Here is a 25,957-nt window from a genome sequence, read left to right as displayed (position 1 = left end):
TCTCCCAAGTAGCACGGGGCCCGAGAAATCCCGTGTGAATCTGGCGGGACCACCCGCTAAGCCTAAATATTCCCTGGTGACCGATAGCGGATAGTACCGTGAGGGAATGGTGAAAAGTACCGCGGGAGCGGAGTGAAATAGTACCTGAAACCGTGTGCCTACAAGCCGTGGGGGCAGTCTTCGGACTGTGACTGCGTGCCTTTTGAAGAATGAGCCTGCGAGTTTGCGGTGTGTAGCGAGGTTAACCCGTGTGGGGTAGCCGTAGCGAAAGCGAGTCCGAATAGGGCGTTGAGTTGCATGCCCAAGACCCGAAGCGGAGTGATCTAGCCATGGGCAGGTTGAAGCGCGGGTAAGACCGTGTGGAGGACCGAACCCACCAGGGTTGAAAACCTGGGGGATGACCTGTGGTTAGGGGTGAAAGGCCAATCAAACTCCGTGATAGCTGGTTCTCCCCGAAATGCATTTAGGTGCAGCGTCGCGTGTTTCTTGCCGGAGGTAGAGCACTGGATAGGCGATGGGCCTCACCGGGTTACTGACCTTAGCCAAACTCCGAATGCCGGTAAGTGAGAGCGCGGCAGTGAGACTGTGGGGGATAAGCTCCATGGTCGAGAGGGAAACAGCCCAGAACACCGACTAAGGTCCCTAAGCGTGTGCTAAGTGGGAAAGGATGTGGAGTCGCAGAGACAACCAGGAGGTTGGCTTAGAAGCAGCCACCCTTGAAAGAGTGCGTAATAGCTCACTGGTCAAGTGATTCCGCGCCGACAATGTAGCGGGGCTCAAGCACATCACCGAAGTCGTGTCATTGCAGCATGAGGGCCAACGCCCGCTGTGATGGGTAGGGGAGCGTCGTGTGCCGGGTGAAGCGGCCGAGGAATCGAGTCGTGGACGGTTCACGAGTGAGAATGCAGGCATGAGTAGCGATACAAGAGTGGGAAACTCTTGCGCCGATTGACCAAGGGTTCCTGGGTCAAGCTGATCTGCCCAGGGTAAGTCGGGACCTAAGGCGAGGCCGACAGGCGTAGTCGATGGACAACGGGTTGATATTCCCGTACCCGCTATGAAGCGCCAACGCTGAACCCTCTGATGCTAAGCCCGTGAAGCCGCCCCGGATCCTTCGGGTGAAGGGGAGTGGTGGAGCCGGCGGCCCAAGGTGGTAGTAGGTGAGCGATGGGGTGACGCAGGAAGGTAGTCCAGCCCGGGCGGTGGTTGTCCCGGGGTAAGGGTGTAGGCCGAGTGATAGGCAAATCCGTCACTCATCAAGGCTGAGACCTGATGCCGAGCCGATTGTGGTGAAGTGGATGATCCTATGCTGTCGAGAAAAGCCTCTAGCGAGTTTCATGGCGGCCCGTACCCCAAACCGACTCAGGTGGTCAGGTAGAGAATACCGAGGCGTTCGGGTGAACTGTGGTTAAGGAACTCGGCAAAATGCCCCCGTAACTTCGGGAGAAGGGGGGCCAGCCCTGGTGGAGACCTTTACGGTCCGAGCTGGGGGTGGCCGCAGAGACCAGCGAGAAGCGACTGTTTACTAAAAACACAGGTCCGTGCGAAGCCGTAAGGCGATGTATACGGACTGACGCCTGCCCGGTGCTGGAACGTTAAGGGGACCGGTTAGTCCGATTTCGGTCGGGCGAAGCTGAGAACTTAAGCGCCAGTAAACGGCGGTGGTAACTATAACCATCCTAAGGTAGCGAAATTCCTTGTCGGGTAAGTTCCGACCTGCACGAATGGCGTAACGACTTCTCGACTGTCTCAACCACAGGCCCGGTGAAATTGCATTACGAGTAAAGATGCTCGTTTCGCGCAGCAGGACGGAAAGACCCCGGGACCTTTACTATAGCTTGATATTGGTGTTCGGTTCGGCTTGTGTAGGATAGGTGGGAGACTGTGAAGCAGCAACGCCAGTTGTTGTGGAGTCGCCGTTGAAATACCACTCTGGTCGTGCTGGATGTCTAACCTGGGTCCGTGATCCGGATCAGGGACAGTGTCTGGTGGGTAGTTTAACTGGGGCGGTTGCCTCCTAAAGGGTAACGGAGGCGCCCAAAGGTTCCCTCAGCCTGGTTGGCAATCAGGTGTTGAGTGTAAGTGCACAAGGGAGCTTGACTGTGAGACTGACGGGTCGAGCAGGTACGAAAGTAGGGACTAGTGATCCGGCGGTGGCTTGTGGAAGCGCCGTCGCTCAACGGATAAAAGGTACCCCGGGGATAACAGGCTGATCTTCCCCAAGAGTCCATATCGACGGGATGGTTTGGCACCTCGATGTCGGCTCGTCGCATCCTGGGGCTGGAGTAGGTCCCAAGGGTTGGGCTGTTCGCCCATTAAAGCGGTACGCGAGCTGGGTTTAGAACGTCGTGAGACAGTTCGGTCCCTATCCGCTGTGCGCGTAGGAGTGTTGAGAAGGGCTGTCCCTAGTACGAGAGGACCGGGACGGACGAACCTCTGGTGTGCCAGTTGTCCTGCCAAGGGCATGGCTGGTTGGCTACGTTCGGGAGGGATAACCGCTGAAAGCATCTAAGCGGGAAGCCTGCTTCGAGATGAGCACTCCCACCTCCTTTGAGAGGGTAAGGCTCCCAGTAGACGACTGGGTTGATAGGCCGGATATGGAAGCCCCGTAAGGGGTGGAGTTGACCGGTACTAATAGGCCGAGGGCTTGTCCTCAGTTGCTCGCGTCCACTGTGTTGGTTCTGAAACCACGAACAGACCATGTCTGTGTCGGAGAGTTTCATAGTGTTTCGGTGGTCATAGCGCGAGGGAAACGCCCGGTTACATTCCGAACCCGGAAGCTAAGCCTCGTAGCGCCGATGGTACTGCAGGGGGGACCCTGTGGGAGAGTAGGACGCCGCCGAACAATTCTTCTGAGAAGCCCCCTCCCCTTTGGGAGGGGGCTTCTCTGCGTTAACCTTCGCCAATGCAGAACCTGACGCTCACCTGGCAGGCCTCGGCCGGCGCATCCGCCGCGCTGTACGCCACGGCCTTCGCTGCCGGGCGGGCCCGTCGTACGACGTCGGCCGCCCTGCTGAGGGAGGCCGGCACGCTCCTCGCACTGTTCGCGCTGTGGCAGGTGGTCGGCCACCTGTCGGTGATGAGCACCGACCACGCGCTGGACCGGGCGGAGTGGATCCACCGCACCGAGCTGGCCTTCGGGCTGCCCGACGAGGTGTCCTGGCAGCGGGCGGTGACGCCGCACCCGTGGCTCGTCCAGGGGGCGAACTACTACTACGCCACGATGCACTTCGGGGTGATGCTCGTCCTGCTGCTGTGGCTGTTCCTGAAGCACCGGGAGAACTACGCCTGGGTGCGGACGACGGTGGTGGCGACCACCGCGGCCTGCCTGCTCATCCAGTTCATTCCGGTGGCGCCGCCGCGGATGCTGCCGGGGAACGGCTTCGTGGACCTGGCGGTGCAGTACGGGCAGTCGGTGTACGGCGGTGCGGTGGCCGGCGTGGTGCCGGACCAGTTGTCGGCGATGCCCTCGGTGCACGTCGCCTGGTGCGTGATCGTGGCGGTGGCCGTCGTCGTGGTCGGGCGGAGCCGCTGGCGCTGGCTCGTGGTGCTGCACCCGGTGCTGACCGTGGTGGTGGTCGTGGTGACCGCCAACCACTTCTGGGCAGACGGGCTGGTCGCGGTCGCCCTGCTGCTGGTGGTCTACCTGGTGCAGCACGCCACGGCCGGCTGGCGGGGCCAGACCGGAGTGCCGGGCGTGGTGCAGGTCCGGCCGGAGGACGACCTCCGGGAGGCGGAGCAGCACAGCCCCGCCGTCCGCTGAGAGGCGGAGCAGGCGGGGCTGCGGGGATCGTGGTGCTGCCGGGATCGAGGTACCGCGGTGACCGCGGGAACGGCTCCGGACACGGCGGTGGGCCGGGCCCCGTGGGGGAGAGGTCCGGCCCACCCGTTCTCGGGGGGTTACTTGACCGGCAGTGCCGCGCGACCCCAGCCGCTGTTGGTCAGCGACGCGGTCGCCCAGTACCAGGACGCGAGGCCGGAGACGGCGGCGACCCAGCCGGCGAGCTTGCCGAGGCCGGAGCTGTCGCCGAACGCGGCGACCGCGCCCAGCAGCAGGGAGACCGTGAGCAGGCCGTAGACGGCGCGTCCCAGCCATCCGCCGCTGTTCCAGCTGGCGAGGGTGAGGGTGAGCGCCAGCAGCGCCCAGAGCAGCAGGAAGAGCCCCGCGGCGTTCTTGCCGGCACCCTCCGCGGTCGACCAGGTCGCCCAGAAGGCACCGAGGCCGGTGAACGCGGTGCCGGTGAAGCCCTCACCGACGTGGAGCTGCCACAGGCCCGCGACGAACAGCGCGATGCCGCCGACCAGGTGGGTGAGCGAGACGGCGTCCTTGACCCCGGCACCGCTGAGGGCGCCGGTGGAGAGCAGGCCGTATGCCAGAAGGGTCAGTCCGAGGGCCAGGTATCCGAGGGGACCCGCGTCGGCTCCTGCGGGTCGGGCGTCCGCCCCGGTAGCGACATTGCTCACCGGAGGCTCCTTTCACTGCGTGCCGGGATGGCGGCGTGTTCTGTGGGGGCGCACCGCGGCATGGGGGAGCGCGGTGCGTGACGGTGCACGGAGGTGCACGAGGACGTGCGGTGCGGTGCACGGAGAGGTGCGTGAGGTGCTGCGCGATGCCGGGCCGCGGCCGCACGGACGTGGACGTGCGGGCGGGTTCCGGCTGGTGAGGACCGGCGGCGCGGCCGTCGGTCGATGCCCCTCCGGGGTGTCCCCCGGTGATGGATGTGTACCCGGTCCCGGCGCCTTGTACCCTTGTGAATCACACAATTTGTGCAGTCGTCAGCTGTGCGGTGCCGCGGTCCGACCACGCGGTGAACGGGATTGAACGTTCCGGTGCCCGAAGGTCCGGGGCGGGGTGCCGTCAGGCGTGGCGCTGTTCGGGCACCCGCAGGGTGAGGATCGCCATGTCGTCGGAGGGTGGCTCGGGAGCGAACCGCTCGACGGCGCGCTGGACCCGGGCGGCGACCGCGCCGGCGGTCAACCCGGTGCAGCCGGTGAGGACTTCGGCCAGCCCGTCGTCGCCGAGCATCCGGCGGCCCTCGCGGCGTTCGGTGACGCCGTCGGTGACGCAGAGCAGGACCTCGCCCGGTGCGAGGACCAACTCCTCGGCGGTGAGGTCGAGTTCGTCCATGACGCCGAGCAGCGGTTGCGGCGAGGCGGCCTGGTCGACCTGCCCGTCGGTGCGCAGTCGCAGCGGCAGCGGGTGTCCGGCGCAGACCAGGGAGAGCGCGGTCGAGCCGTCCGGCCGGGGCGTCAACTCGCCGTACAGCAGGGTGAGGAAGCGGCTGCGGGTGCCCTCGCCGAGGATGGCGGCGTTCAGCCGGGCGAGGACCTGGGGGGCGTCGAGGCCCTCGCGGGCGAGCAGGCGCAGCGAGTTCCGGGCGAGGCCGGTGACCGAGGCGGCCTCCGGGCCGGTGCCGCAGACGTCGCCGATGGCGAAGCCGTAGGTGCCCTCGCGGATCGGGAAGATGTCGTAGAAGTCGCCGCCGACCTCGTTGCCCTCGCCGGCCGCCTGGTAGAAGACCTCGACCTCGACGCCGGGGATCTTGGGCAGTTCGGGCGGCAGCAGGGCGCGCTGGAAGGCCTGGCTGGTGGCGTTGCGCTCGGAGTACAGGCGGGAGTTGTCCAGGGCGAGCGCGGCGCGGCGGGAGAGGTCCTCGGCGAGTTCGAGGATCTCCTGGCGGAAGCGGACGCCGCTGCCGACGCCGAGGACGAGCAGGCCGATGACCCGGTTGCGGGCGGCGAGCGGCAGGACGACGGTCTCGCCGAGCAGGCCGGCCAGGGCGGGGCCGTCGCTGAGGCCGAGGCTGCGGGCGGTCTCGGCGGGGGCCTTCCAGAAGCGGGCGCCGGCGGCGGGGACGGCCTCCGGGGAGGGCGTCTTGTCGAGGACGTCGCGCAGCGGGTCGATGCGGTCCTCGTCCTCGTGCAGGAGGAAGGCGAGGTCGGCGCCGCCGTTCTGCTCGCCGGTGGTGTAGACGGCGCACCAGGCGGCGAGCTTGGGGACGGCCATCTGCGCCATGAGGGCGAGGGTCTGCTCGTGTTCGAGGGTGCCGGCGAGCAGGTCGGAGGCCTCGACGAGGAAGGAGAGCGAGCCGCGGCGCAGCTGTTCGAGCTCGGTGAGGCGGGCGCTCTCCAGGGCGAGGGCGATCCGGTCGGCGGCGAACTGCAGGCGCAGCGCGTCCTCGTTGTCGTAGCGGGCGGGGGCGCCGGCGGCGACGCCGAGGGAGCCGGTGAGCCGGCCCTCGACCTTGAGCGGGACGGTGATGAGGGAGCGCAGGCCGCTGCCGTTGAGCAGGGGTGCGGCGGAGGGGCGGACGGAGAGGTCCTCGTGGACGGCGGGGAGCCGGGCGGAGTCGTAGCGGCCGGCGCCGCCGTCGATCGGCAGGCGGGCGTAGCGGCGGCCGGAGCCGGGCAGGCCGGTGGCGGCGCGGACCTCGAACTCGGTCTCGTCGTCGGTGGTGAGCAGCAGGTAGGCGGCGTCGGCGTCGAGCAGGTCGCGGGCGCGGTCGACGATCCGCTGGAGGAGTCCGTCGAGGTCGCCGAGGTCGCCGGCGGAGAGCGGGCCGACGAGCAGGTCGAGGGGTTCGATCGCGGCGGGGACCTCGGCGGTGGTGCCGGGGCTGCGGAGCACGGCGCGGTCGCCGTCCCGGACGAGCAGGCAGAGCGTGGACGGGACGCCCTGGGCGTCGCGGAGGCGGACCTGGACGCCGTAGACCTCGACGATCCGGCCGTCGCCGGCGCGGACGCCGAAGGTGCCCTCCCAGCGGGCGAGCCGGAGGGTCTCGGCGAGGCCGAGGCCGGGGGAGGCCGGCCAGACGGCGAGGTCGGCCCAGGGTCGGCCGAGGGCCTGGTCGGGGGCCTGCCGGAAGAGCGCCTCGGCGTCCGGGTTCCAGCCGCGGACGGTGCCCTCGTCGTCGAGTTGGACGACGGCGACGCGCACCGGCCCGTCGGTGTCGGGGAGTTCGCCGCCGGGGAGGCTCGGCACGGCGTAGCGGGTGCCGTGGACGTGCTCGGGCAGGGCGAGCCGGAACCAGACGGTCTTGCGTCCGGCGGTGTACTCGACGCCCCAGCAGGAGGAGAGGGCGGAGCACATGAGCAGGCCGCGGCCGCCCTCGCCGTCCGGGTCGGCGTAGCGGTCGGAGGCGGTGGGCACGTTGGCGAAGGCCGGCAGTCCGCGCTCGGGGTGGTGGTCGGTGACCTCGATGCGGACGGTGGACTCCTCGCGCACGCAGCCGACCTCGGCGGCGGTGCCGGCGTGCACCACGGCGTTGGTGACGAGTTCGCTGACCAGGACGACGGCGTCGTCGACGACCTCGGGCAGGCCCCAGCCGAGCAGCGCGTCGCGGACGAAGCCGCGTGCGGCGGCGGCGGAGCGGCCGGCCGGTTCGAAGGTGGCGGCTGCGCGCGCGGTGACCACGTGCCCACGACTCCTCTGCTCTGGTCCGGTCTGCTGCGGTCCGGCTGTTCGACCACCGGGGGGTCCGCCGCGGCGCCCGGTGCAGCGTTCCACCCTACTTTCCGCTTCGTTCCCCGCGGGGCCCGGGCGCCGAAACAGATCCCTGGGGGTGATTCTGCCCACGGATTCGGTGCGCGTGCGGTGAACGCTGCGCAAGCGGACGGACACCGGGCGCAGGTGCTGACAGACTGGGGGGTCCGCAGTACAGGACCGGCGACGTACGGTCGGGTGGGGTACCGGCACCGCCGACGGCGGCCGGGCTGCCCGAGCGGTACCGGAACGGTACCGGAAAGTCACGATGTGGGAGGGTCCCGTTGAGTTCGGCCACCAAGGACGCCATCGCCACGACCGGGGACACGGACCGCGCCGGCCACCGGGCCCGCGGGGTGCCCGGGCGGCGGTCCGGGCACGCCCGGGGTGCCGAGCCGGCCGACCTGCGCAAGCTGCTGGCCGCGCTGACCGCGATGCGGGACGGCAACTTCCGGCGGCGGCTGACCTTCCCCGGGGACGGGCCGCTGGCGGAGATCGCCGCGGTGTTCAACGAGGTCGCCGAGCGCAACCAGCACCTCACGGGCGAGCTGGCGCGGGTGCGTCGGGCGGTCGGCCGGGAGGGCCGGCTCTCCGAGCGGCTGGAGGCGGGCGTCGGCGAGGGCGCCTGGATGGCCGCCATCGACAACTGCAACGCGCTGATCGACGACCTGGCCCGGCCGATGGCCGAGGTGGGCCGGGTGCTGACCTCCATCGCGGAGGGCGACCTCGACCAGCGGATGGAGCTCCGCTCGGTGCACACCAGCGGGGCGAGCTACCCGCTGCGCGGTGAGTTCCTGAAGGTGGGCCGCACCGTCAACGGGCTGGTGGACCAGCTGTCGGAGTTCACCGACGAGGTGACCCGGGTGGCGATCGAGGTGGGCACCGACGGCAAGCTGGGCGGCCAGGCCCGGGTGCGCAGCGTCTCGGGCAGCTGGAAGGACCTGGCGGACTCGGTCAACACCATGGCCGGGCGGCTGACGGCGCAGGTGCGCAACATCGCCGAGGTGACGACGGCGGTGGCCAAGGGCGACCTGTCGCGGAAGGTCACGGTCGACGTGGCCGGCGAGATGCTGGAGCTGAAGAACACCGTCAACACGATGGTGGACCAGCTGAACTCCTTCGCCGCACAGGTGACGACGGTGGCGCGCGACGTGGGCACCGAGGGCCGCCTCGGCGGTCAGGCGCAGGTGCCCGGCGTGGCCGGCGTGTGGCGCGACCTCACCGACTCGGTGAACTTCATGGCGGCGAACCTGACCGCCCAGGTGCGCAACATCGCCGAGGTGACGACGGCGGTCGCCAAGGGCGACCTGTCGCGCAAGATCGAGGTGGACGCGCGCGGTGAGATCCTGGAGCTGAAGAACACCATCAACACGATGGTCGACCAGCTGTCCGGGTTCGCGGAACAGGTGACGAGGGTGGCCCGCGCGGTCGGCACCGAGGGCATCCTCGGCGGCCAGGCGCAGGTGCCGGGCGTGGCGGGCGTCTGGAAGGACCTCACCGAGAACGTCAACTCGATGGCGAACAACCTGACCAGCCAGGTCCGCAACATCGCCCAGGTGACGACCGCGGTCGCCAAGGGCGACCTGTCGCAGAAGATCCAGGTCGACGCGCGCGGCGAGATCCTGGAGCTGAAGAACACCATCAACACGATGGTCGACCAGCTCGGCGCGTTCGCCGACGAGGTCACCCGGGTCGCCCGGGACGTCGGCACCGAGGGCATCCTCGGCGGCCAGGCCAGCGTGCCGGGGGTGTCCGGCACCTGGAAGGACCTCACCAACAGCGTCAACCTGATGGCGAACAACCTCACCAGCCAGGTGCGCAACATCGCCGAGGTGACGACGGCGGTGGCCCGCGGCGACGTCTCCAAGAAGATCACCGTCGACGCCAAGGGCGAGATCCGCGAGCTGGTGACGACCGTCAACACGATGGTCGACCAGCTGTCGGCGTTCGCGGACGAGGTGACCCGGGTCTCCCGCGAGGTGGGCACCGAGGGCATCCTCGGCGGCCAGGCCCGGGTGCGCGGGGTCTCCGGCATCTGGCGGGACCTCACCGACAACGTCAACTTCATGGCCTCCAACCTGACCAGCCAGGTCCGCAACATCGCCGAGGTCGCCTCCGCGGTGGCCCGCGGCGACCTGTCGAAGAAGATCACCATCGAGGCGCAGGGCGAGGTCAAGGCGCTCGCCAGCACCATGAACACGATGGTCGACCAGCTGTCGGCGTTCGCCGTCGAGGTGACCCGGGTGGCCCGCGAGGTGGGCACCGACGGCACTCTGGGCGGCCAGGCCTCGGTGCCGGGCGTCGGCGGCATCTGGAAGGACCTCACCGACAACGTCAACCTGATGGCGAACAACCTCACCGGCCAGGTGCGCAACATCGCCCTGGTCATCACGGCGGTGGCCCGCGGCGACCTGTCGCAGAAGATCGACGTCGACGTGCGCGGCGAGATCCTGGAGCTCAAGACCAGCATCAACACCATGGTCGACCAGCTGTCCTCGTTCGCCGACGAGGTCACCCGCGTCGCCCGCGAGGTGGGCACCGACGGCCGGCTCGGCGGCCAGGCCCGCGTACCGGGCGTCGCCGGCCGCTGGCAGGACCTCACCGAGTCGGTGAACGAGCTGGCGAACAACCTGACCCGGCAGGTCCGCGCGATCGCCCAGGTGGCCACCGCGGTGACCCGCGGCGACCTGTCCCCGCGGATCGACGTGGACGCGTCCGGCGAGCTCGACGAGCTCAAGGACAACATCAACCAGATGATCGCCAACCTGCGCGAGACCACCCGCACCAACAAGGACCAGGACTGGCTGAAGACCAACCTGGCCCGGATGTCCGGTCTGCTGCAGGGCCGCCGCGACCTGGAGGCCGTCGCCTCGCTCATCATGACCGAGCTGACCCCGGTGGTCTCGGCCCAGCACGGCGCCTTCTTCCTCGCCCAGCCCTCCGGGCGGACGGCCGAACTCGTCACCGAGGACGACGACGAGAACGACACCGTGCTGCGCCTGATCGGCAGCTACGGCTACCAGCGGCGCACCATGCCGACGACCTTCCGGCCCGGCGAGGGCCTGGTCGGCCAGGTCGCGGTGGAGCGCCGCTCGATCGTGATCAGCCACACCCCGCCCGGCTACCTGAAGATCGCCTCCGGGCTGGGCGAGGCATCCCCGGCGCACGTGGTGGTGCTGCCGGTGCTGTTCGAGGGCCGGCTGCTCGGCGTGATCGAGCTGGCCTCGTTCAGCGCCTTCACCGCCGTCGCGCTGGACTTCCTGAACCAGATCGCCGACCTGATCGGCGTCACCGTCAACACCATCAGCGTCAACACCAAGACCGAGGGCCTGCTCCTGGAGTCGCAGCGGCTCACCGCCGAACTCTCCATGCGGTCAGCCGAGTTGGAGGCCCGCCAGGAGGAGCTGGAGCGCACCAACGAGGAGCTCCAGGAGAAGGCCGAGCAGCTCGCCCAGCAGAACCGCGACATCGAGATCAAGAACAGCGAGATCGAGGAGGCCCGGCAGATCCTGGAGGAGCGCGCCGAGCAGCTCGCCCTCGCCTCCCGCTACAAGAGCGAGTTCCTCGCCAACATGTCGCACGAGCTGCGCACCCCGCTGAACTCGCTGCTGATCCTCGCCAAGCTGCTCTCGGACAACAACGAGGGCAACCTGTCGCCCAAGCAGGTCGAGTTCGCCGAAACGATCCACGGCGCGGGGTCCGACCTGCTGCAGCTGATCAACGACATCCTGGACCTGTCCAAGGTCGAGGCGGGCAAGATGGACGTCCGCCCCGCCCGGATCGCCCTGGTGCAGTTGGTCGACTACGTCGAGGCGGCGTTCCGGCCGCTCGCCGAGGACAAGAGCCTGGACTTCGCCGTCCGGGTCACCGACGACCTGCCGGTCACCCTGCACACCGACGAGCAGCGCCTCCAGCAGGTGCTGCGCAACCTGCTCTCCAACGCGGTGAAGTTCACCGACGCCGGCGCCGTCGACCTGCTGATCCGCCCGGTCACCAACGGCGACGTGCCGCAGCACGTCCGCGAGCAGCTGCTGGAGGCCGACGCGATCGGCGACCCGGACGAGGAACTGATCGCCTTCTCCGTCTCCGACACCGGCATCGGGATCCCCGGGAACAAGCTCCGGGAGATCTTCGAGCCGTTCCGGCAGGCCGACGGCGGCACCAGCCGCAAGTACGGCGGCACCGGCCTCGGCCTGTCGATCAGCCGGGAGATCGCCCGGCTGCTCGGCGGCGAGATCCACGCCGAGAGCGAGCTCGGCCGCGGCTCGACCTTCACCCTCTACCTGCCGCTGCGCGCCGACGAGCCGGACGCCGCCCCGCTGGACCGCCCGGCGGGCCAGGCGGTGCGCGCCGCGGTCGGCGTCACCCCGGTCGGGATGCCGGTCCCGGTCGGCGAGAACCCGGCGGAGCACTGGGCGCAGGAGGTGCGCGAGCTGGCCGAGGAACGCCGCCGGGGCGCCGCCGAGCGGCGCCGCGCCGTCGAGGGCCGCACCCCGCGGCGGGCCCTCGAGGGCCGCGGCGCCGCGGAGCCCGCCGTCGCCGATCGCGAGCAGTTCCCGCGCCAGCCCGAACGGCCGGCGGACCGCGCCGGGGCCGGCCAGTTCCAGGGCCGCTTCGAGGGCCAGCGGGTGCTGATCGTCGACGACGACATCCGCAACGTCTTCGCCCTCACCAGCGTGCTGGAGGAGTACGGGCTGGCCGTGCTCTACGCGGAGAACGGCCGCGAGGGCATCGAGGTGCTGGAGCAGCACGAGGACGTCGCCCTGGTGCTGATGGACATCATGATGCCGGAGATGGACGGCTACGCGACCACCGAGGCGATCCGACGGATGCCGCAGTTCGCGGGGCTGCCGATCATCGCGCTGACCGCCAAGGCGATGAAGGGGGACCGCGAGAAGAGCCTGGAGGCGGGGGCGAACGACCACGTCACCAAGCCCGTCGAGACCGACCACCTGCTGGCGGTCATGCGCCAGTGGCTGGCGGTCGGGTAGCCGCCAGGTCCACCGGTCGGTCCGCACTGGCGGGTCCGGCCGGGAACCCGGTAGTGTGCCGCAATCGTTGCGAACGGTGACCGAACGGTGACTCGGCGTCCCGGATCGGCGAGCCCGGGGACCCGAGTTGCCGGGAGCGATGTGGCGGGCGAGGGGGTACGGCTAGCATGACCGGGTCAGTAGTGGGCGGCACGGGCGTGCCGACCCTGAGCAGGCAACCGGCAGGAGGGCGGGTCCTGGTGCAGAAGGCGAAGATCCTCCTGGTCGACGACCGGCCGGAGAACCTGCTGGCGCTGGAGGCCATCCTCTCCGCGCTGGACCAGACGCTGGTCCGGGCCTCGTCCGGCGAGGAGGCGCTCAAGGCGCTGCTCACCGACGACTTCGCCGTGATCCTGCTCGACGTCCAGATGCCCGGCATGGACGGCTTCGAGACGGCCGCGCACATCAAGCGCCGCGAACGCACCCGCGACATCCCGATCATCTTCCTGACCGCGATCAACCACGGGCCGCACCACACCTTCCGCGGCTACGCGGCCGGCGCGGTGGACTACATCTCCAAGCCCTTCGACCCGTGGGTGCTGCGCGCCAAGGTCTCCGTCTTCGTCGACCTCTACATGAAGAACTGCCAGCTCAAGGAGCAGGCCGCGCTGCTGCGCCTGCAGCTGGAGGCGGGCGAGGCCCCGGCCATCGGCGGCGCCCTGCTCGGCGAGCTCTCCGCCCGGCTGGCGACGGTCGAGGAGCAGGCGGAGGCCCTCACCAAGCAGCTCGACGGCACCTCGGAGACGGCGGCCGCCGCGGGCGCCGCCCATCTGGAGAGCAAACTCGCCGGCCTGCGCCGCGCGCTCGACGCCCTGCGCCCCGGCTCGTCCTGACGGCCCGCCGGGCGCCGGCCCGCATCCACCCGGTCGGGTGACACGGCGACCGTGACAGGACGTCGGCGACACGCCGCCCTGCTCGCGCTCGGTCACATGTGCAGGCGTGCCGGCCGCCGGTAGGCTGCTGTGCCATGGCCACACGTACGCCCGGAAGCCAGGCACGCAACCCGAAGCCCGGGCCGGCCAAGAAGGCGCCGGCCAAGAAGGCCGCCGCCACGCCCGCGGCGCCGCGCAAGGCGGCCGCGAAGAAGGCGCCCGCCAAGAAGGCCGCGGCACCCGCCCCGCCGCCGCCCCGGCCGATACTCTTCCGCGCCGTCCGGGCCGTCTGGCTCGGCCTCGCGCACTCCGTCGGCGCGCTCTTCCGCGGTTTCGGCCACGGCGCCCGCAACCTCGACCCGGCCCACCGCAAGGACGGCGTGGCGCTGCTGCTGCTCGCCCTGGCACTGGTCACCGCGGCCGGCACCTGGTTCAGCCCGCAGGGCTGGCTCGGCGAGGCCGCCACCAACGTCGTCTCCGGGCTGTTCGGCCGGCTCGACGTGCTGGTGCCCTTCCTGCTCGGCGGCGTCTCGGTGCGGCTGATGCGGCATCCCGAGGTGCCGGAGGCCAACGGCCGGATCGTGATCGGCCTGACCGCGCTGGTCGTCGGCGTCCTCGGCCTGGTCCACATCGGCTGCGGAGCACCCGTCATGTCCAGCGGGGCGTCCCGGATACGGGCGGCCGGCGGCATCGTCGGCTGGGCCGCCTCCACGCCGATGATGGCCGCCGCCGGCCCACCGCTCGCCGTGCCACTGCTGATCCTGCTCGCCTTCTTCGGCCTGCTCGTGGTCACCGCCACCCCGGTCAACAAGATCCCCGAGCGGCTGCGCGGCCTCGGCGTGCGGCTCGGCGTGGTCGAGCCGGCCCTCGCCGGGGCCCCCGGCGCGGACGGCTCCGCGGCCGCCGGCACCTCCCGCGAGCACTCCACCGAGCCGCCCGAGGACGCCGACCCCGAGGCGCTGCCCTTCACCATCGACGACGAGGACGCCCCGCCCCGCAGGCGCCGCCGCCGCAAGCAGGTCGACGACCCGGAACTCGCCTCGGCCGTCCCCGACATGTTCGTCAAGGACCCGTACGAGACCCGCGACCTCGCCGCCGGCGTCGCCGCGGACCTCGACGGCGCCCTGCTGTACGGCGTCCCGGGCTCACCCGCGGTCGCCAGCATGCTCCACCAGGTCAAGGACAACACCGCCCCGCCGGAGGAGCCCGCGGTGCCCGCCGCCCGCTCCGAGGGGGCGCCCGAGGGCCACGGCCCGGCGCCGGTGCGGATGGAGCAGCTCACCCTCGCCGGGGACATCGCCTACTCGCTGCCGCCGCTGGACCTGCTGGAACAGGGCGCCCCGGCGAAGGCCCGCTCCCGGCTCAACGACGAGGTCGTCGCCCAGCTCACCGGCGTCTTCGCGGAGTTCAAGGTGGACGCCCGGGTCACCGGCTTCACCCGCGGCCCGACGGTCACCCGCTACGAGGTCGAGCTCGGCCCCGCCGTGAAGGTCGAGCGGATCACCGCGCTGGCCAAGAACATCGCCTACGCCGTCGCCAGCCCGGACGTGCGGATCATCTCGCCGATCCCCGGCAAGTCCGCGGTCGGCGTGGAGATCCCCAACCGGGACCGCGAGATGGTCAACCTCGGCGACCTGCTGCGCTCGCGCGCCGCGGCCGAGGACGACCACCCGATGGTCGTCGGCATGGGCAAGGACGTCGAGGGCCACACGGTGATGGCCAACCTCGCGAAGATGCCGCACATCCTGGTCGCCGGCGCCACCGGCGCGGGCAAGTCCTCGTGCATCAACTGCCTGATCACCTCCGTCCTCGTCCGCTCCACTCCGGACGAGGTGCGGATGGTGCTGGTCGACCCCAAGCGCGTCGAACTGACCGCGTACGAGGGGATCCCGCACCTGATCACGCCGATCATCACCAATCCGAAGAAGGCCGCCGAGGCCCTCCAGTGGGTGGTGCGCGAGATGGACATGCGCTACGACGACCTGGCCGCGTTCGGCTTCCGGCACGTCGACGACTTCAACGCCGCGGTCCGCTCCGGCAGGCTCAAGCCGCCGCTCGGCAGCGAGCGCGAGCTGACGCCGTATCCGTACCTGCTGGTCATCGTCGACGAGCTGGCCGACCTCATGATGGTCGCCCCGCGGGACGTCGAGGACTCGGTCGTGCGCATCACCCAGCTCGCCCGTGCGGCCGGCATCCACCTGGTGCTCGCCACCCAGCGGCCCTCGGTGGACGTGGTCACCGGCCTGATCAAGGCCAACGTGCCGTCCCGGCTCGCCTTCGCCACCTCGGCGATGGCCGACTCCCGGGTCATCCTCGACCAGCCCGGTGCGGAGAAGCTGATCGGCAAGGGCGACGCGCTCTTCCTGCCGATGGGCGCCTCCAAGCCGGTCCGCATGCAGGGCGCGTTCGTCACCGAGGCGGAGATCGCCAAGGTCGTCCAGCACTGCAAGGACCAGATGGGCGCCGTCTACCGGGACGACGTCACGGTCGGCGGCGGCCCCAAGAAGGAGATCGACGAGGAGATCGGCGACGACCTCGACCTGCTGATCCAGGCCGCGGAGCTCGTCGTCTCCACCCAGTTCGGCTCGACCTCGATGCTCCAGCGCAAGCTGCGGGTCGGCTTCGCCAAGGCCGGCCGGCTGATGGACCTGATGGAGTCCCGGGGCATCGTCGGCCCCAGCGAGGGCTCCAAGGCGCGTGACGTCCTGGTCAAGCCGGACGAACTGGACGGTGTCCTACTGACACTCCGTGGATGAGCCGCCTCTCACTCGTTCGGAGGAATGTGATAAGTAGGGGGAACCGCGCCGGGCAGTCGGCGCGTCCCTATCGGGGCGGGGACGAATTGTGCATCCGGCCTGCGCTGACCCGCCGTCAGACGCAGCCGGTAAGCCGCCCACGTTCGGGCCTATTCCGCTTGAGATTCGTTCCACCCCCGCCCCTAGACTGTTTTCTCAGCAGGTGGCCAACGCTCGAAAGGCGCGTCCAGTGACCATCGGCAAGTCCCCCGACCGTGGCAGCAGCCGGCCCTCCGCCCGCACGTCCCGGAACGACCCGGGGCAGCCGGCGCCGGCGGCCGACCAGCCTGCCGCTGACCTCCCGAGCATCGGTCGTGTGCTCACCACCGCCCGCATCGACGCCGGCCTGACCGTCGATCAGGTGAGTACGAGCACCCGCGTCCGCGTCCCCATCGTCCACGCCATCGAGCAGGACGACTTCTCCCGCTGCGGCGGCGACTTCTACGCCCGCGGCCACATCCGCGCCCTGGCCCGCGCCGTCGGCGTCGACGGCGAGGACCTCGTGGCCCGCTACGACGCGGCGCACGGCGGCTCGCCCGCCGACCGCCGCCCGACCCAGCTGCTCGACACCGCCCCGATCAAGGTCAACGACCACCGCCGGCCGAACTGGACCACCCCGATGGTGGTCGCCATCCTCGCCGTGGTCGCCCTGATCGGCTTCAACCTGTTCGGCGGCCACTCCAACGCCCCCGCCACCGGTGCCGCCAGCTCCCCGCTGGCCAGCGCCGCCGGCTCCGCCCCCGCCGGCTCGTCCGCCCAGCCCCCGGCCCCGGCCCCGAGCCTCGCCCCGATCGCGGCGGCCCCGGCCGACAAGGTCACCGTGAAGCTCGTCGCGGAGAAGGCCACCAGCTGGGTCTCCGCCAAGGACGGCAAGGGCAAGGCGCTGTTCTCCAACAACCTGGAGACCGGCCAGGACCAGACCTTCACCGACCCCAAGCAGATCAGCCTGGTGCTCGGCAACGCCGGCGCCGTGCACGTGTACGTCAACGGCAAGGACCTCGGTCCGGCCGGTGCCGACGGCCAGGTGGTGCACGTCACGTACACCCCTGGAGACCCGCAGGCGGGCTGAGTCGGGGCGACGGATCGGCGCGCACGGCCTCCGGGGCGAACGGCACCGGGGGCCGCGCGTTAATCTTGGCGTCATGCCTGAACGCCGTACTGTCGCCCTTGTCACGCTCGGATGCGCCCGCAACGAGGTGGACTCCGAGGAACTCGCCGGGCGACTGGAGGCGGACGGCTGGCAGCTGGTCGACGACGCAGCCGACGCCGACGTCGCCGTCGTCAACACCTGCGGGTTCGTCGAAGCCGCCAAGAAGGACTCCGTCGACGCCCTGCTGGAGGCCAACGACCTCAAGGGGCACGGCCGCACCCAGGCCGTCGTCGCGGTCGGCTGCATGGCCGAGCGCTACGGCAAGGAGCTCGCCGACGCCCTGCCCGAGGCCGACGGAGTGCTCGGCTTCGACGACTACACCGACATCTCCAGCCGGCTGCAGACCATCCTCTCCGGCGGCCACGTCGAGGCCCACACCCCGCGGGACCGCCGCAAGCTGCTGCCGCTGACCCCGGTCGAGCGGCAGGCCGCCGCCGCCGAGGTCGCCCTGCCCGGCCACGGGGCCCCCGAGGACCTCCCCGAGGGCGTCGCCCCGGCCTCCGGCCCCCGCACCCTGCGCAAGCGGCTCGACGACAGCCCGGTCGCCTCGATCAAGCTGGCCTCCGGCTGCGACCGGCGGTGCTCCTTCTGCGCCATCCCGGCCTTCCGCGGCTCGTTCATCTCCCGCCGCCCCTCCGACGTGCTGAACGAGGCCCGCTGGCTGGCCGAGCAGGGCGTCCGCGAGGTCGTCCTGGTCAGCGAGAACAACACCTCGTACGGCAAGGACCTCGGCGACATCCGCCTGCTGGAGACCCTGCTCGCCGAGATCGCCGACATCGACGGGATCGAGCGCATCCGGGTCAGCTACCTGCAGCCCGCCGAGATGCGGCCCGGCCTGATCGACGCCATGACCTCGATCGACAAGGTCGTGCCCTACTTCGACCTGTCCTTCCAGCACTCCGCGCCGGCCGTGCTCCGCCGGATGCGCCGCTTCGGCTCCACCGACCAGTTCCTGGAGCTGCTGGACGGCATCCGCGCCAAGGCCCCGCAGGCCGGCGCCCGCTCCAACTTCATCGTCGGCTTCCCCGGCGAGACCGAGGAGGACTTCGCCGAGCTGGAGCGCTTCGTCTCCGGCGCCCGCCTCGACGCGATCGGCGTCTTCGGCTACTCCGACGAGGAGGGCACCGAGGCCGCGATGCTCGACGGCAAGCTGCCCGAGGACGTCGTCGCCGACCGCCTCGCCAAGCTCTCCCGGCTGGCCGAGGAGCTCACCGCCCAGCGCGCCGAGGAGCGGATCGGTACCGAGGTGCTGGTCCTCGTCGAGTCCGTCGAGGACGGCACCGTCGAGGGCCGCTCCGCCCACCAGGCCCCGGAGACCGACGGCCTCACCACCCTGCTCGGCGCGGACGACGCCGAGGTCGGCCGGTTCTACCGGGCCGTGGTGGTCGCCGCCGAGGGTGTCGACCTGGTCGCCGAGGTCGTCGGCGCCGAGGCCCCAGGAGCGGACGCGTGACCAAGGGGCCCGGCGCCCCGACGGCGGCCCCGCCCGGCCGCCCCGGGGCCGCGCCGTCGCCGCAGCCGGGCCTCTGGAACATCGCCAACGTCCTGACGATGGTCCGCCTGCTGCTGGTGCCGGTCTTCGTGCTGCTGCTCTTCGCGGACGGCGGCCACGACCCCAAGTGGCGCTCGGTCGCCTGGGCCTCCTTCGCCATCGCCATGATCACGGACGTCTTCGACGGCGAGCTCGCCCGACGCAAGGGCCTGATCACCGACTTCGGCAAGATCGCCGACCCGATCGCCGACAAGGCGATCATGGGCGCCGCCCTGATCGGCCTCTCGATCCTCGGCGACCTGCCCTGGTGGATCACCGTGGTCATCCTCGCCCGCGAACTCGGCATCACCCTGATGCGGTTCTGGGTCATCCGGTACGCCGTCATCCCGGCCAGCCGCGGCGGCAAGCTCAAGACCCTCACCCAGGGCATCGCGGTCGGCATGTACGTGCTGGTGCTGACCGGCCCGCTGGCCACCGCCCGCGCCGTCGTCATGGGCGTGGCCGTGCTGCTCACCGTCGCCACCGGCCTCGACTACGTCGGCCAGGCGGTCCGGCTGCGGCGCGAGGGCCTGGCCGAGCAGCGCGCCGCCGCACGGGAGGCCACCGGCCGATGAGCACCCCCGACGGCGGTGCGGCGCAGGACGGCAGCGCCGGTGACGGGCTCGCGGAGCGGGTGCACGCCGCGCTCCGCGGGCGGAGCGCCACCGTCGCCGTCGCCGAGTCGCTGACCGGGGGTCTGCTGGCGGCCGCCCTGGTCGACGTCCCCGGCGCCTCCGCCACCTTCCGAGGCTCCGTCACCGCGTACGCCACGGACCTCAAGGCGTCCGTGCTGGGCGTGGACGAGGGGCTGCTGGCCGTGCACGGCCCCGTCCATCCGGTGGTGGCCCGCCAGATGGCCGAGGGCGTACGGGCGCTGCTCGGTGCCACCTACGGACTCGCCACCACCGGGGTGGCCGGACCGGAGCCGCAGGACGGGGTGCCGGTCGGCACCGTCCACATCGGATTCGCCGGTCCCACGGGAACACGGGCCGACTCCCGGGTGTTGTCGGGGCAACGTGAAATCATCCGTCGCAGGACGGTGACAGCCGCTCTGGAGCTGCTGCTCGAGCGCCTAGCGAGTGACGGCCCGTCGCGCTGAGCTTTCCCGAAATCTCCGAATCGGCCGCCCGAGCTGGAGGATCGTGTTACAGCACAGGCCCAGGGCGGGCAGAACAGAGCCAAGCCGAGTCACCGCGTGGCGACGCCACGGGCCCGGACGACGCGCAGCGGACGCCCGGGCGGGGCACAGAACGGGAGGGGACAGCCTTGCAGCCCAGAGTGAACACGACCACGGTCCCCGCACGCGATGCGGACGAGGCGGTACGGTGGGGTCGTGACATCTCGATCCGCAGTCCGAGGAGGGAGGCACCGATGATCCTGCTCCGTCGCCTGCTGGGCGATGTGCTGCGTCGGCAGCGCCAGCGCCAGGGCCGCACACTCCGCGAGGTGTCGGCGGCCGCCAGGGTTTCGCTCGGCTACCTCTCCGAGGTGGAGCGGGGGCAGAAGGAGGCTTCCTCCGAGCTGCTCTCCGCCATCTGCGACGCGCTCGATGTCCGGATGTCCGAGGTCATGCGCGAGGTCAGCGACGAGCTGTCCCTCGCCGAACTTGCGGCGATGGCCACCCTCTCGGAGGGTGATCTGCTGAGGCCGGTCCTCGAACCGGTTCCGCTGCCGGCCCCCGGTGTCGATCGGGCCGGCACGACCGTGCCCAAGGCAGCAGCCATGGACGTGGTTGCGGCCTGACCGGACCTCGCCCTCCCCGACCAGGGGAGCGAGTGAAGGAGGCCCCGGTGCGCAGAGTCGTTACGGCACGAGCCCAGGTGCTCGTCAGGGCGGCCGGGCGGGCCCACCTCAGGTGGGTCGGCCCGGCCGCCCTGCTGTGTGCTGCCACCGGATGGTGGCTGTTCGGCCCCGGCGCCGCCGGCGACGGCCCGGCGCTCGGCATACTCGCCGCCGGCGGCTGGGGACTCGGGCTGCTGCCCGTCCACACCGACCGCCGGCTGACCGGCCCGGCCCGCCGCCGCCCCCGCCCCACCCCGCCGGACCGGGACGGCCTCGGCCCGGCGGCCTAGGGCCCTGCCTTCAAAGGCGCACGGATGCCACACAGGGGCGCGCGGGGGCACCTCCCCGGCCGAAGGCTGGGGGGAGAACTGCGCAGACCGGGAGTGGTGCTCCTGACGAATCCGGCACACCTCTGATCCGGACGGTGGCCCGCATCCGAATCGCGCAGTTCCCCGCGCCCCTGAATCGACCACCCGGGCACCCTTTGAAGACGGCTCCTGGGGCCCTGCCTTCAAAGGCGCACGGATGCCGCACAGGTGCCCCCGGCGCCCCTGGACCGACCGCCCGAGCGCCCCGGGGCTATTGGGGGCGGAGGCGGTAGCCGCGGGGGGTGGGGTGGAAGCCGGCGGCCTCCAGGACGGGGCCGAGCGGTGAGGTGAGGGCCGGCTCGCCGTCGGCGCGCTCCACCGTGACGCTGCCGAGCGCCCCCTCGCGGGCCGCCCGCCCCAGGGCCTGCGCGGCCGTCGCCAGCGCCTCGCCCTCCGCCCAGGACAGCAGCGACTTGCCGCCGCGCTCCACGTACAGCACCAGCTCGCCGTCGACCAGGACGACCAGGGCGCCGGCCTTGCGCCCGGGGCGGTGGGCGGAGCCCTTCGCGGGGGAGGCGCCCGGTGGTTCGGGCCAGTCCAGGGCCGCGCCGTAGGCGTTGGCCGGGTCGGCGGCGGCCAGCACCAGCGCCTCCGGCTGGTCGGTGCTGTCCTGCCCGGCCGTCCAGCCCTGTGCCCCGGCGCGCTCCAGCCGCCCGCTGACCGAGCGCAGCCGGTCCGCGGCGCCGTCCATGGCGAACTGGGCGCCGCCCAGGCCCTCGACGAAGTACCCGCGGCGGGCCCGGCCGCGCTCCTCGAAGGCGGAGAGCACCCGGTAGACGCCGGCGAAGCCGCCGGGGACGCGCTCGGCGGCGACGGTGCCGCGGGTGAGGATGCCGTGCCGGTCGAGCAGGCTCTGCGCCCGGGCCGCGGCCAGGGCGGTCGCCTCGGCGGTGGGCTCCGGCAGCAGCGACCAGCGGCCGGCCGTGGTGGGCGGGCCGGGCCGGCGGGTGCCGTAGGCCCGGCCCGCGCCGCCGAAGCGGCCGCGCGGGGTGGCACGGGGCGCCCGGTGCGCCGTCGACCCGGCGGTGCGGCCGGAGCCGAGCAGCGCACGCAGCGGAGCGAGCGAGTCGTTGGTGACGTACCCGGCCCAGACCAAGTCCCACAGGGCGTCGGCGAGGGCCGTCTCGGGGGTGTCCGGCTGCCGGTCGGCGAGCTGGCGGAAGAGCAGGCCGTACCCGCCGGAGAGGGCTTCCAGCAGGTCGGTGTGGACGGGGGTGAGGGCGGGCGGCACCGGCTCGGGGCGCAGCAGGTGGGCGTTCTCGGCGAGGTGGAGGCTGATCCAGCCGTCCTTGCCGGGCAGGGCGCCGGCGCCGGCCCAGCCGACCTCGCCGGCGACCATCAGCTCGTTGAGCATCTCGGGGGTGTAGTCGTTCAGCCGGGCCGGGAGGACCAGCTTCTCCAGGGCGGAGGCGGGCAGGGCGGTGCCCTGGAGCTGTTCGACCACCCGGTAGAGGCCGTCGAGGCCGCGCAGCCGGTGCCCGGCGAGGTGCTGCCACTGCGGCAGGAAGGCGGCCAGCGAGCGGGGCGGCACCGGCTCGACCTCCTGGCGGAGGGCGGCGAGCGAGCGGCGCCGCAGCCGGCGCAGCACCTCGGCGTCGCACCACTCGACGGTGGCGGTGTGGCCCTCGACCGGCCGGAACTCACCCTGGACGAGGCGGCCGGCGGCGGTGAGCCGGTGCAGGGTGCCGGTGACGACCGCGGAGCCGAGGCCGAAGCGGGCGGCGGCCTCGGGGGCGGTGAACGGGCCGTGGGTGCGGGCGTAACGGGCGAGCAGGTCGCCGAGCGGGTCCTTGACCGGTTCGGTGAAGGCCTCGGGGACGCCGACCGGCAGGGGGGTGCCGAGGGCGTCGCGGAGCCGGCCGGCGTCCTCGATCGCGGCCCAGCGCAGCTCGCCGCCGATCCGGACCCGGATGGCCCGGCGGGCGGACTCCAGCTCCGGCGCCCAGGGCGGTTCGGCGCCGCGGACGGTGAGTTCGGCCTCGGAGAGCGGGCCGAGCAGCCGCAGCGCGTCGGCGACGCCCTCGGCGTCCTTGATCCGCCGCTCCGGGGTGAGGCGCTGGAGCTCGGCCTCCAGCTGGGCGAGGACCTCCGGGTCGAGGAGTTCACGCAGTTCGGCCTGGCCGAGCAGTTCGGACAGCAGCCGGGAGTCGAGGGAGAGCGCGGCGGCGCGGCGCTCGGCGAGCGGGGAGTCGCCCTCGTAGAGGAACTGGGCGACGTAGCCGAAGAGCAGCGAGCGGGCGAAGGGGGAGGGCTCGGGGGTGGTGACCTCGACCAGGCGGACGGCGCGGGACTCCAGGTCGCCCATGAGTTCGACCAGGCCGGGCACGTCGAAGACGTCCTGCAGGCACTCGCGGACGGCCTCCAGCACGATCGGGAAGGAACCGTACTCGGCGGCGACCTCCAGCAGTTGGGAGGCGCGCTGGCGCTGCTGCCAGAGCGGGGTGCGGCGGCCGGGGCTGCGGCGGGGCAGCAGCAGGGCCCGGCCGGCGCACTCGCGGAAGCGGGAGGCGAACAGCGCGGAGCCGCCGACCTGGTCGGTGACGAGCTGTTCGATCTCGGCACTGTCGAAGAGCGCGGCGTCCGCGCCGACCGGGGCCTCGTCGGCGGGCGGTGCGTCGGGGGAGGGGAAGTCCAGCAGGTCGGCGTCGGGCAGCCGCAGCACGATGCCGTCGTCGGCGTGCATGACCTGCGGGTCGAGGCCGTGCTTCTCGCGCAGTCGGGCGCCGAGGGCGAGCGCCCAGGGGGCGTGCACCTGGGCGCCGAAGGGGGAGTGGACGACGATCCGCCAGTCGCCGAGCTCGTCGCGGAAGCGTTCGACGACGATGGTGCGGTCGTCCGGCAGGTGGCCGCAGGCGGCGCGCTGCTCGGCGAGGTAGGTGAGCAGGTTGCCGGCGGCCCAGTCGTCGAGGCCGGCGGCCTTCAGCCGCTCGGTGGCCCGCTCGGGCGGGAGCGAGCCGAGCTCGCGGACGAAGGCGCCGACGGCGCGGCCGAGTTCGAGCGGGCGGCCGAGGGTGTCGCCCTTCCAGAAGGGCAGCCGACCGGGCACGCCGGGCGCGGGGGTGACGAGGACCTTGTCGTGGGTGATGTCCTCGATCCGCCAGGAGGTGGTGCCCAGGGTGAAGACGTCGCCCACCCGGGACTCATAGACCATCTCCTCGTCGAGCTCGCCGACCCGGCCGCCGCCTTTCTTGGGGTCCGTGCCGGCGATGAAGACGCCGAACAGGCCGCGGTCGGGGATGGTGCCGCCGGAGGTGACGGCGAGCCGCTGGGCGCCGGGCCTGCCGGTGACGGTGCCGGCGACGCGGTCCCACACCAGGCGGGGGCGCAGCTCGGCGAAGGCGTCGGACGGGTACCGCCCGGCGAGCATGTCGAGGACGCCGTCGAACGCGGACTGCGGCAGGGAGGCGAAGGGGGCGGCCCGGCGGACGAGGGCGAGCAGCTCGTCGACGTCCCAGGTGTCCAGGGCGGTGACGGCGACCAGTTGCTGGGCGAGGACGTCCAGCGGGTTGCGGGGGATCCGCAGCGCCTCGATCCGGCCGGCGCGCATCCGCTCGGTGACGACGGCGGACTGCACCAGGTCGCCGCGGTACTTGGGGAAGACGACGCCGGTGGAGACCGCGCCGACCTGGTGGCCGGCCCGGCCGACGCGCTGCAGGCCGGAGGCGACCGAGGGCGGGGACTCGACCTGGACGACCAGCTCGACGGCGCCCATGTCGATGCCGAGCTCCAGGCTGGAGGTGGCGACCACGGCGGGCAGCCGGCCGGCCTTGAGGTCCTCCTCGACCTGGGCGCGCTGCTCCTTGGAGACCGAGCCGTGGTGGGCGCGGGCGATCAGCGGCGGGGCGCCGCCGGAGGCGCCGGAGCCGCCCATCAGCTGGGCGGGGGCGTGCGCCTCGGGCAGCGGTTCGCCGGTGGCGCGCTCGTGGGCGATCTCGTTCAGCCGGTTGCAGAGGCGCTCGGCGAGGCGGCGGGAGTTGGCGAAGACGATCGTCGAGCGGTGCGCCTGGACGAGGTCGACGATGCGCTCCTCGACGTGCGGCCAGATCGAGGTCTGCCGTGCGGGGTCGTCGTCGCCGGCGGCGGCGGGCAGTTCGTCGAGGTCGGCGACCGGGACGACCACCGACAGGTCGAACTCCTTGGCGGCGGGCGGCTGGACGACGACCGCACCGCGCTGCGGGCTGAGGAAGCGGGCGACCTCCTCAACCGGCCGGACGGTGGCGGACAGGCCGATCCGGCGGGCCGGTGCGTCCAGCAGCGCGTCCAGCCGCTCCAGGCTGAGCGCGAGATGGGCGCCGCGCTTGGTGCCGGCGACCGCGTGCACCTCGTCGAGGATCACCGTGTCGATGCCGCGCAGCGCGTCCCGGGCGGCCGAGGTGAGCAGCAGGAAGAGCGACTCGGGGGTGGTGATGAGGATGTCCGGCGGGTGGGAGGCGAAGCGGCGCCGGTCGGTGGCGGGGGTGTCGCCGGAGCGGATGCCGACCTCGATCTCCGGCTCGGGCAGGCCGAGCCGGACGGAGGCCTGGCGCAGACCGGTGAGCGGGGCACGGAGGTTGCGCTCGACGTCCACCGCGAGGGCCTTCAGCGGCGAGATGTAGAGCACCCGGCAGCGGCGCTTGGGGTCGGCCGGCGGCGGGGTGGAGGCGAGCCGGTCCAGCGCGGAGAGGAAGGCCGCCAGGGTCTTGCCGGAGCCGGTGGGAGCGACGACCAGGACGTCGGTGCCCCGGCCGATGGCCGTCCAGGCCTCGGCCTGGGCGGCGGTGGGCGCGGTGAAGGCGCCGGTGAACCAGGCCCTGGTGGCCGGGGCGAATCCGGCGAGGGCGTCCGCGGGGCTGTGCTGCGCCATGCCCCCATGGTGCCCGGTGCCACTGACAGGGCGGGTCCACCGACAGGCGCTCCTCCACCGACGGACGCTCCGCCGCCGCCGGGCACTCCGTCTGCCGCAACCC

13 protein-coding genes and 2 rRNA genes are annotated in these 25,957 nt (G+C 71.7%); 12 read left to right on the top strand and 3 right to left on the bottom strand.

The features are described from left to right. The 3 genes from AB0O09_RS16440 to AB0O09_RS16430 all read left to right on the top strand — a co-directional run. Nucleotides 1–2,655: ribosomal RNA gene (locus AB0O09_RS16440) — 23S ribosomal RNA — on the top strand; the annotation flags it as partial. A gap of 73 nt (nt 2,656–2,728) precedes the next feature. Beyond that, nucleotides 2,729–2,845 (top strand): 5S ribosomal RNA (gene rrf, locus AB0O09_RS16435). Between the two features lie 60 nt (nt 2,846–2,905). Further along, complete coding sequence (locus AB0O09_RS16430; protein ID WP_363542365.1) at nt 2,906–3,763, top strand: phosphatase PAP2 family protein; 858 nt, start codon at nt 2,906–2,908, stop codon at nt 3,761–3,763. A gap of 137 nt (nt 3,764–3,900) precedes the next feature. Here AB0O09_RS16430 and AB0O09_RS16425 read toward each other — a convergent pair whose 3' ends face one another. Together AB0O09_RS16425 and AB0O09_RS16420 are read right to left on the bottom strand one after the other, a co-directional pair. After that, on the bottom strand, nt 3,901–4,464 hold the full coding sequence (locus tag AB0O09_RS16425) for an acetate uptake transporter (RefSeq protein WP_344627876.1): 564 nt from the start codon (nt 4,462–4,464) through the stop codon (nt 3,901–3,903). Nucleotides 4,465–4,858: 394 nt separating this feature from the next. Continuing rightward, nucleotides 4,859–7,414 carry a SpoIIE family protein phosphatase gene (locus tag AB0O09_RS16420; protein WP_363542364.1) on the bottom strand — a complete coding sequence of 852 codons (2,556 nt, stop codon included), beginning with the start codon at nt 7,412–7,414 and terminating at the stop codon, nt 4,859–4,861. 425 nt (nt 7,415–7,839) lie between these two features. Here AB0O09_RS16420 and AB0O09_RS16415 point away from each other — a divergent pair, with 425 nt between their 5' ends. The 9 genes from AB0O09_RS16415 to AB0O09_RS16375 all read left to right on the top strand — a co-directional run bounded on the left by AB0O09_RS16415 (nt 7,840) and on the right by AB0O09_RS16375 (nt 20,933). After that, nucleotides 7,840–12,474: a HAMP domain-containing protein gene (locus tag AB0O09_RS16415; protein WP_363542370.1), complete on the top strand. Its 4,635-nt coding sequence runs from the start codon at nt 7,840–7,842 to the stop codon at nt 12,472–12,474. A 236-nt stretch (nt 12,475–12,710) separates the two neighbouring features. After that, nucleotides 12,711–13,346: a response regulator gene (locus tag AB0O09_RS16410; RefSeq protein ID WP_344627886.1), complete on the top strand. Its 636-nt coding sequence runs from the start codon at nt 12,711–12,713 to the stop codon at nt 13,344–13,346. Nucleotides 13,347–13,480: 134 nt separating this feature from the next. Then, nucleotides 13,481–16,141, top strand: coding sequence for a DNA translocase FtsK (locus tag AB0O09_RS16405; protein WP_363542363.1), 2,661 nt, complete (start codon nt 13,481–13,483; stop codon nt 16,139–16,141). 355 nt (nt 16,142–16,496) lie between these two features. Then, nucleotides 16,497–17,249, top strand: a complete 753-nt coding sequence (locus AB0O09_RS16400) for a helix-turn-helix domain-containing protein (protein WP_344627879.1) — start codon at nt 16,497–16,499, stop codon at nt 17,247–17,249. A 73-nt stretch (nt 17,250–17,322) separates the two neighbouring features. Then, complete coding sequence (gene rimO / locus AB0O09_RS16395) at nt 17,323–18,783, top strand: 30S ribosomal protein S12 methylthiotransferase RimO (RefSeq protein WP_363542362.1); 1,461 nt, start codon at nt 17,323–17,325, stop codon at nt 18,781–18,783. Continuing rightward, nucleotides 18,780–19,436, top strand: coding sequence for a CDP-diacylglycerol--glycerol-3-phosphate 3-phosphatidyltransferase (gene pgsA, locus AB0O09_RS16390; RefSeq protein WP_359980512.1), 657 nt, complete (start codon nt 18,780–18,782; stop codon nt 19,434–19,436). The genes rimO and pgsA overlap by 4 nt, the downstream gene beginning before the upstream one ends. Beyond that, nucleotides 19,433–19,960, top strand: a complete 528-nt coding sequence (locus AB0O09_RS16385) for a CinA family protein (RefSeq protein WP_363542361.1) — start codon at nt 19,433–19,435, stop codon at nt 19,958–19,960. The genes pgsA and AB0O09_RS16385 overlap by 4 nt, the downstream gene beginning before the upstream one ends. Nucleotides 19,961–20,232: 272 nt before the next feature. Further along, nucleotides 20,233–20,604 (top strand): helix-turn-helix transcriptional regulator, encoded by a 372-nt coding sequence (locus tag AB0O09_RS16380; protein ID WP_030272544.1) that lies wholly within the window; start codon nt 20,233–20,235, stop codon nt 20,602–20,604. 47 nt (nt 20,605–20,651) lie between these two features. Next, nucleotides 20,652–20,933 (top strand): hypothetical protein, encoded by a 282-nt coding sequence (locus AB0O09_RS16375; protein ID WP_363542360.1) that lies wholly within the window; start codon nt 20,652–20,654, stop codon nt 20,931–20,933. Between the two features lie 289 nt (nt 20,934–21,222). Here the strand turns inward: AB0O09_RS16375 and AB0O09_RS16370 are convergent, their stop codons facing one another. Beyond that, nucleotides 21,223–25,854, bottom strand: a complete 4,632-nt coding sequence (locus AB0O09_RS16370) for an ATP-dependent helicase (protein ID WP_363542359.1) — start codon at nt 25,852–25,854, stop codon at nt 21,223–21,225. Nucleotides 25,855–25,957 lie beyond the last annotated feature (103 nt).

The sequence above is a fragment of the Kitasatospora sp. NPDC093679 genome (genome assembly GCF_040683455.1).
In the GTDB taxonomy this organism is placed as follows: domain Bacteria; phylum Actinomycetota; class Actinomycetes; order Streptomycetales; family Streptomycetaceae; genus Kitasatospora; species Kitasatospora arboriphila.
Note: the sequence above shows the minus strand (reverse complement) of the source record. Positions and strands in the feature narration are given on the sequence as shown.